We start from the raw sequence: 6,469 nt of genomic DNA on the forward strand, positions 1-6,469 counted from the left end.
TTTAGTAGGTTTACAAATTCACTAGTTTATGATGGTGGAATTTGCAAGCGGCTCATTAATTAATTATTAATTAATAATTATTACCATACAATAAATATTGGTTGAGAAAACTTTTTTTAAGGAGTTTCAGATGAGTATCAAATACAAAATATTTATTCCTATTTTTATTATGGTTTTTTCAATGATTTTGTCAATAGGTTATTTTAATATTCAAAATACAAAAGAAAATGTTAAAAAGCTTTCTATTGAACATCTGCACTCATTAGGGTATATTACAAAAAAGAGAATAGAGCAATATTTAAAACAAACGGAAGCAGAAGTAAATATATTTAATAGTAGCGTACTTTTAAGAAAAACTCTTGAAAATAATGTCCATGAGTCAAACAAAGAGATATTTAGTATAATTAAAGTAATTATTGATTCTTCATATACAAATAATAAAACAATAAAAGATATTACTGAGCTTTCGCACCTAATTTTATAGTGTTACATTCGGTAGTAGCGGTATTCTCTCAGCATTTGTCATATCTATTGACATGTATTTTTCAGTTTTTTTAAGCCCCTATTTATGGGGATTTAGAATAGTCAATAACTAGTGTCAAGTACCATGGAGTATTTTATTACTATGCCCTACTTACAGTTGTTTTAGAAAGCATATCGATTAAAATTAGGTGCGAAAGCTCAGGATATTATTATTTTAGACACAAAAGGCAAAATTATTGCCTCAAAGAGCAATACTATAACTGAAAATAACTTCTCTTCAAATATGTTTGATAAATCAAAAAATGGAATATATTCACATTTGAGCTTTATGGATAACAACATGGTTCCAGTATTGTGTATAGGTGCGCCAATATTCAATGACAAAGTATTTGTTGGGGTAAGTATATTTAAAATAAAACTTGATTATTTAAATGAAATATTACAGCAAAGAAAAGGATTTGGTAATACCGGGGAGTCATTAATAGGTACACTTGATAAAAATAATAATATTGTATTTTTTTCACCTCTTAGATTTTCAAAATCTGTATTAATAATCTCACCTTTAGAAACCAACAAAGTAATTACTATGCGAGTTGCGCTTAAAAATAAAACTGATGAAATAATAGAAAATATATTGGATTATAGAGATATTCCTGTTGTTTCATCAATACATTACTTTGAACCTTTGAATATAGGCATAGTAGTTAAAAAAGATATTAAAGAAATCATGAAGCCAATAGAATATTTAATAAAAGAATTAATAATGATTTCTATAATTGGACTGATCACATCAATTATTATAAGTTTTATAATTGCAAAATATATTACTGTTACTATCATTAATATAGTAAATATTGCTTCTAGTATATCAGAAGGAAATATTCATAAAAGAGTTAAAGTTTTTGCAAATGATGAGCTTGGAATATTATCTCATTCGATTAATAAAATGGCAGACTCACTTGTAAATATGAATTTGTCACTTGAAGATAAAGTTCATGAGCAGACAATTAAACTTAAAAACGCCAATGGTAAATTGGAAAATATATTTGACATCACTCCAAATATAACATTGATCACAGATGGGAAAACTATTATAAAGGGAAATAATAAATTTTATAAATTTACTGGATATGACAGTATAGAAGATTTCCTAAAAGATTATAATTGCATCTGTGATATGTTTATAGACAGACATGGATATTTGAAGCCTATAATAGATGGTGTATCCTGGATAGAGTATATTATATTAAATAAAGACTTAGTTCATAAAGCTGTAATAGAAAAAGATGGTGAAGAATATTTATTTCTTATAAATGCTACAAAATATTATGAAAATGACAAAACATATTTTATTGCAGTTTTAGAAAATATTACTGAACTTCAAAAAGTAGCTCATAGCGATCACTTAACAAAGCTAATGAACCGTGTTAAAATTGATGAAATGCTTGAGAGATGTACTGATAGTTATAAACGATATAAAAATATTTATTCAATTATATTACTTGATATAGATCACTTTAAATTAGTTAATGATACATATGGGCATTTGGTGGGAGATGATATTTTAAAGCACATAGCAATAGTATTGAGTGAAAATACAAGAAATGTTGATTTAGTTGGTAGATGGGGTGGAGAAGAGTTTTTAATAATTTCTAAAGAAACAGATATAAATGGTGCTTCTATATTAGCTGAGAAAATCAGAGAACGTGTTGAATCATATAAGTTTGAAATTGCAACTCATCAGACAATAAGTCTTGGTATTGCTCAAATAAAAGATAATGAAACTGTTGATGAACTTTTAAAAAGAGCAGATGATGCCATGTATAAAGCAAAAGAAGGTGGAAGAAATAGAGTGATTGTTTCTGATTAGGAATATAAACTATTGAATGCAGCATAAGTGAGAGAGTGTTTTCCCTTGTTTATTCCCAAAGAATGCATATATATACGAACTGTCACGCACATAATAAATACAACTTTTTTATAAAATCACCCTAAATAAAAGTTTTTATGTTTTTTCATTATATACTGAGCTTTCGCACCTAATTTTATAGTGTTACATTCGGTAGTAGCGGTATTCTCTCAGCATTTGTCATATCTATTGACATGTATTTTTCAGTTTTTTTAAGCCCCTATTTATGGGGATTTAGAATAGTCAATAACTAGTGTCAAGTACCATGGAGTATTTTATTACTATGCCCTACTTACAGTTGTTTTAGAAAGCATATCGATTAAAATTAGGTGCGAAAGCTCAGTTATATAATTAAGGTTAAATTAAAAATTATCTTTTAGTTCAGCTACCAAACTGACTTATTGATTCAACTGCCTAACATTTGTTAAGTAATTGAACTAAGAGATATAGAGATTTTAAATAAGTTGGTTTGGTAGCTCTCTTGTTTAAGCTTTTCCGTAAGTATTTATCTTAAATATATAGAGAAATTGCATAATTACAATGCTGATGCTGTTGACTTAAGTTCAAAAACCTGTAATTTTAAGCCACATTTTTGAAAGTGATGGTATAATTTTTGACATCGAGTTTCTCTTGTTTTTTGTATGTTGTTTGCAAAAGAATTTTACTTAAAACATCAGAAAACTCGGCTTTAATAAGCCTTTTTCAAACTTCCAAAAAACTTAAATTAAGAAGTGATTTTGGGAATTTGAAAGTGGCTCGTAGATGTTATTTTATTAACTTCTTATATTGAATAAGTATTAATTGTGCTAAGATACTAGTAAATATTTTGTAATAGGCATTTGTCATGATTTTTGATTTAAAGAAAAAAAGCAATTATTCATTTATACTTATTGTTGTTATATTTTTAGTATTATTTTTTATAACTGTATTTTTAGTTTATAGTGAAAAATCTACAGCTGAAAATGTAAATATTACTGGAAAGCAGAGAATGTTGTCTCAGAGAATTGCTTTACTTTGTAACAACTACTATGATAACCCCTCAAATGAGAAATTTAAGACTCAAATAGAGGAAAATTTGGCTTATATAAGTTCTAATCATAATATTATTAAAGATATTGGAAACGAAAAGATAGATGAGATACTGTACGATTCTCGTTACCAATATGACAATTTACTCAATATCTACAAAAAAAATGTATTAATGTTTTTGAAAGATAAAAGTTTAAAGCATCTAAAAGTTATTAACTACACCAATGAATCTTTAGTTCGAATAGCAGATACTCTTGTTGCTGTTATGGAAATTGAATTTAAAAAGTTTATAAACTTTTTTTTAACTATTATGTTCATTTTATCGATAATATTCATTTTTGTGTTGTATTTTATTTATAAAAAAGTAACTCTTAGATCCATTTTGGATATGCAAGATGCCCTTCATATAGTTGAAAGTGACAAACTTTTTATTAGCTCTATACTAGATAATTCTGCTCATGCTATTGTAACAACTACTCCGGATGGAGTAATAACATCATTTAATAAAGCAGCTGAAAGGCTCTTAGGATACAAAAGTGAAGAGCTTATAAATAAACAAACAGCTGCACTTTTTCATAAAAAAGAGGAAGTGTTTCAAAGAGCAAAAGAGTTTAGTAAAGAGTTTAATACAACTATAGAACCTGGATTTGATGTGTTTGTTGAGAAGACAAACCGTGGATTAAAAAATAGTGATGAATGGACATATATAGATAAAGATGGTAAAGAGATAATGGTGAAACTATCAATTACCTCTTTAAAAAATGAAAGCGATTCGATAACTGGCTATCTTGGAATTGCAGAAGATATTACCGATGCAAAAATTAAAGAGCTAGAAATTAAAAACTATTTAAAATTGATTGATGAAAATATAATAACTTCAACAACAGATCTAAAAGGGAAGATAACATACTCATCAAAAGCTTTTAATACAATAAGTGGCTACTCAAAAGATGAATTAATTGGAAAAAATCATAACATAGTAAGACATGAAGATATTCCTGATGAGATATATAATGATTTATGGGAGACAATATCAAACAACAAAGTTTGGCGTGGAGAGATAAAAAACAGGAAAAAAGACGGTGGTTTTTACTGGGTAAATGCGACTATATATCCTATATATGACATATATAAAAATAAAATAGGCTACACGGCAATAAGACAGGATATTACAGATAAAAAAATGATAGAGATAATCTCAATTACAGATGGTTTAACTAATCTATATAACCGTAGGCATTTCAATGATATATCTCAGAGGGAACTAGACAGAGCAAAACGTGAAAGAAATATTTTTGCCTTTGTTTTATTGGATATAGATAATTTTAAAAAATACAACGATACTTATGGACACCAAGAGGGTGATAATGTTCTTATAAATGTTTCTAGTACGCTAAAAAACAGTTTTCAACGCTCAGAAGATATTGTATTTCGTCTTGGAGGAGAAGAGTTTGGTGTTATTCTTTATGCTAAAAAACAAGAAGAGGTTGAACATTTAGTCGAACAAGCACGTGCTAGCATTGAAGCCTTAGCTATTGAACATAAACTCAACCTTCCTTCTAAGGTAGTGACTGCTTCTTTTGGAGTCGGTGTCGCTTATGTGGATGACTTTAGTAAAAATTATGATATTGAAACTATTTACAAGAATGTTGATGACCTGCTTTACAAGGCAAAAGAGAGTGGAAGAAATAAAATTATAGTAGGAGAAGTGTAATGAAGTTTATTGTTGCTTTTTTAACTGTTGTCAATTTGTTCTTTAGCGGATGTACTAATGAAACAGAAGTAAAAACTTTTAGTATTGGAACAAATATTTGGCCTGGATATGAGCCATTGCATTTAGCAAAAATTCAAAACGAATATAAAAATAACGTTGATGTAATTACATATGATTCAGCAACAATAGTGCTAAATAAATTTAGAAACAAAGAGATAGAAGGTGCAGCTCTCACACTGGACGAAGTCATATTGCTAAAAGATCAAGGGTACAATCCTGTGATTATTGCTGTACTTGATGTGTCCGAAGGTGCTGATGTATTACTTTGTAAACCAAATATTAATTCATTGTCTGAGTTGAAAGATAAAAGTATTGGTGTTGAAAATTCCGCTCTAGGCTCTTACATTTTAACAAGAGTGCTTGAACTCGCAAAACTGACAAATAATGATATTCAGCTTGTGCCACTAGGTGTAAACCAGCATGAGGGTGCATTTGACGATAATGTAGTAGATGCTGTTATAACTTTTGAGCCTGTACGCTCAGAGCTACTGAAAAAAGGTGCAAAAGAGATATTTACAAGTAAAGATATCCCTGGGGAAATAGTTGATGTTTTAGTAGTTAGAAAAGAGTTTTTAGACAGTAAGTATATAGAAGATATTTTACAAGCTTGGGAAATATCAAGTAAACAAATACTCTCCGGTGATTCTAAAGCGATTAGTTTGATTTCTAAACGTCTAAATCAGAGCAGTAGTGAGTTTATTAACTCTTTAGACGGTCTAAGTATACCAACACGTGAAAAATCAAATACTATGCTAAAAGATGGTTCCTTAAGACAAACAATTTTAAAAATTCAAAATGTTATGCTTGAAAAAAAGTTGATTAAAAAAGAGATAGATGTTGAATCAGTAATTTATTGATTTTTTCTATAATGTCCATAAATAGTAGTTTATGGAACTTTCTTAAAAATCTATTACTTGCTTGAAAATTACAAAAAAGTAGTGAAATGATTTCACTACTCTCATTTTTTATGCTGTTAGTTTCTCCATAGGTTTATTTTTTACCACTTCACAGCCATATTTGTTTTTTATCTCCTCCATGCTTTTTTGTTTAGGGTTTTTTCCCTTCATTTCTCCATAATACCAAAGCTTTTTTTTGTTTGCCCATTTGAAATTTAGCTCTTTTAGGGTTTCTTTGATATGCCTTGTATCTCCACTCACCCAGATCCATGAGCCTACAACTTCAATAACTATATGCTCAAAATGCAAAATTTTAGAGATTACGGTAGTGTTCAAGATTCCGTGTCAGCATCGGATAATTCCTAAAATTGTATCACA

At 28.6% G+C, this 6,469-nt stretch carries 5 protein-coding genes; 4 read left to right on the forward strand and 1 reads right to left on the reverse strand.

Going from position 1 to position 6,469, the window contains the following annotated elements:
* The first annotated feature begins 130 nt into the window (after positions 1–130).
* From Q0617_RS13180 to Q0617_RS13195, 4 genes are all read left to right on the forward strand, one after another.
* Complete coding sequence (locus tag Q0617_RS13180) at positions 131–484, forward strand: hypothetical protein (protein ID WP_298753813.1); 354 nt, start codon at positions 131–133, stop codon at positions 482–484.
* Positions 485–811: 327 nt separating this feature from the next.
* Positions 812–2,353 (forward strand): diguanylate cyclase, encoded by a 1,542-nt coding sequence (locus Q0617_RS13185; RefSeq protein ID WP_298753815.1) that lies wholly within the window; start codon positions 812–814, stop codon positions 2,351–2,353.
* 883 nt (positions 2,354–3,236) lie between these two features.
* On the forward strand, positions 3,237–5,135 hold the full coding sequence (locus tag Q0617_RS13190) for a diguanylate cyclase (RefSeq protein WP_298753817.1): 1,899 nt from the start codon (positions 3,237–3,239) through the stop codon (positions 5,133–5,135).
* Positions 5,135–6,052 (forward strand): ABC transporter substrate-binding protein, encoded by a 918-nt coding sequence (locus Q0617_RS13195; protein WP_298753819.1) that lies wholly within the window; start codon positions 5,135–5,137, stop codon positions 6,050–6,052. The genes Q0617_RS13190 and Q0617_RS13195 overlap by 1 nt, the downstream gene beginning before the upstream one ends.
* A 108-nt stretch (positions 6,053–6,160) precedes the next feature.
* On the opposite strand, the gene Q0617_RS13200 is transcribed toward Q0617_RS13195, so the two are convergent.
* A complete protein-coding gene (locus Q0617_RS13200; RefSeq protein ID WP_298753822.1) occupies positions 6,161–6,427 on the reverse strand; it encodes a hypothetical protein in 267 nt (88 codons plus the stop codon).
* Positions 6,428–6,469 lie beyond the last annotated feature (42 nt).

The organism is uncultured Arcobacter sp. (assembly GCF_937982575.1).
In the GTDB taxonomy this organism is placed as follows: Bacteria; Campylobacterota; Campylobacteria; order Campylobacterales; family Arcobacteraceae; genus Arcobacter.

Bases quoted from the DNA above. Each gene is read 5' to 3' on its own strand.
- Q0617_RS13180 (WP_298753813.1), top strand. From the start codon at position 131: ATGAGTATCAAATACAAAATATTTATTCCTATTTTTATTATGGTTTTT.
- Q0617_RS13185 (WP_298753815.1), top strand. From the start codon at position 812: ATGGATAACAACATGGTTCCAGTATTGTGTATAGGTGCGCCAATATTC.
- Q0617_RS13190 (WP_298753817.1), top strand. From the start codon at position 3,237: ATGATTTTTGATTTAAAGAAAAAAAGCAATTATTCATTTATACTTATT.
- Q0617_RS13195 (WP_298753819.1), top strand. From the start codon at position 5,135: ATGAAGTTTATTGTTGCTTTTTTAACTGTTGTCAATTTGTTCTTTAGC.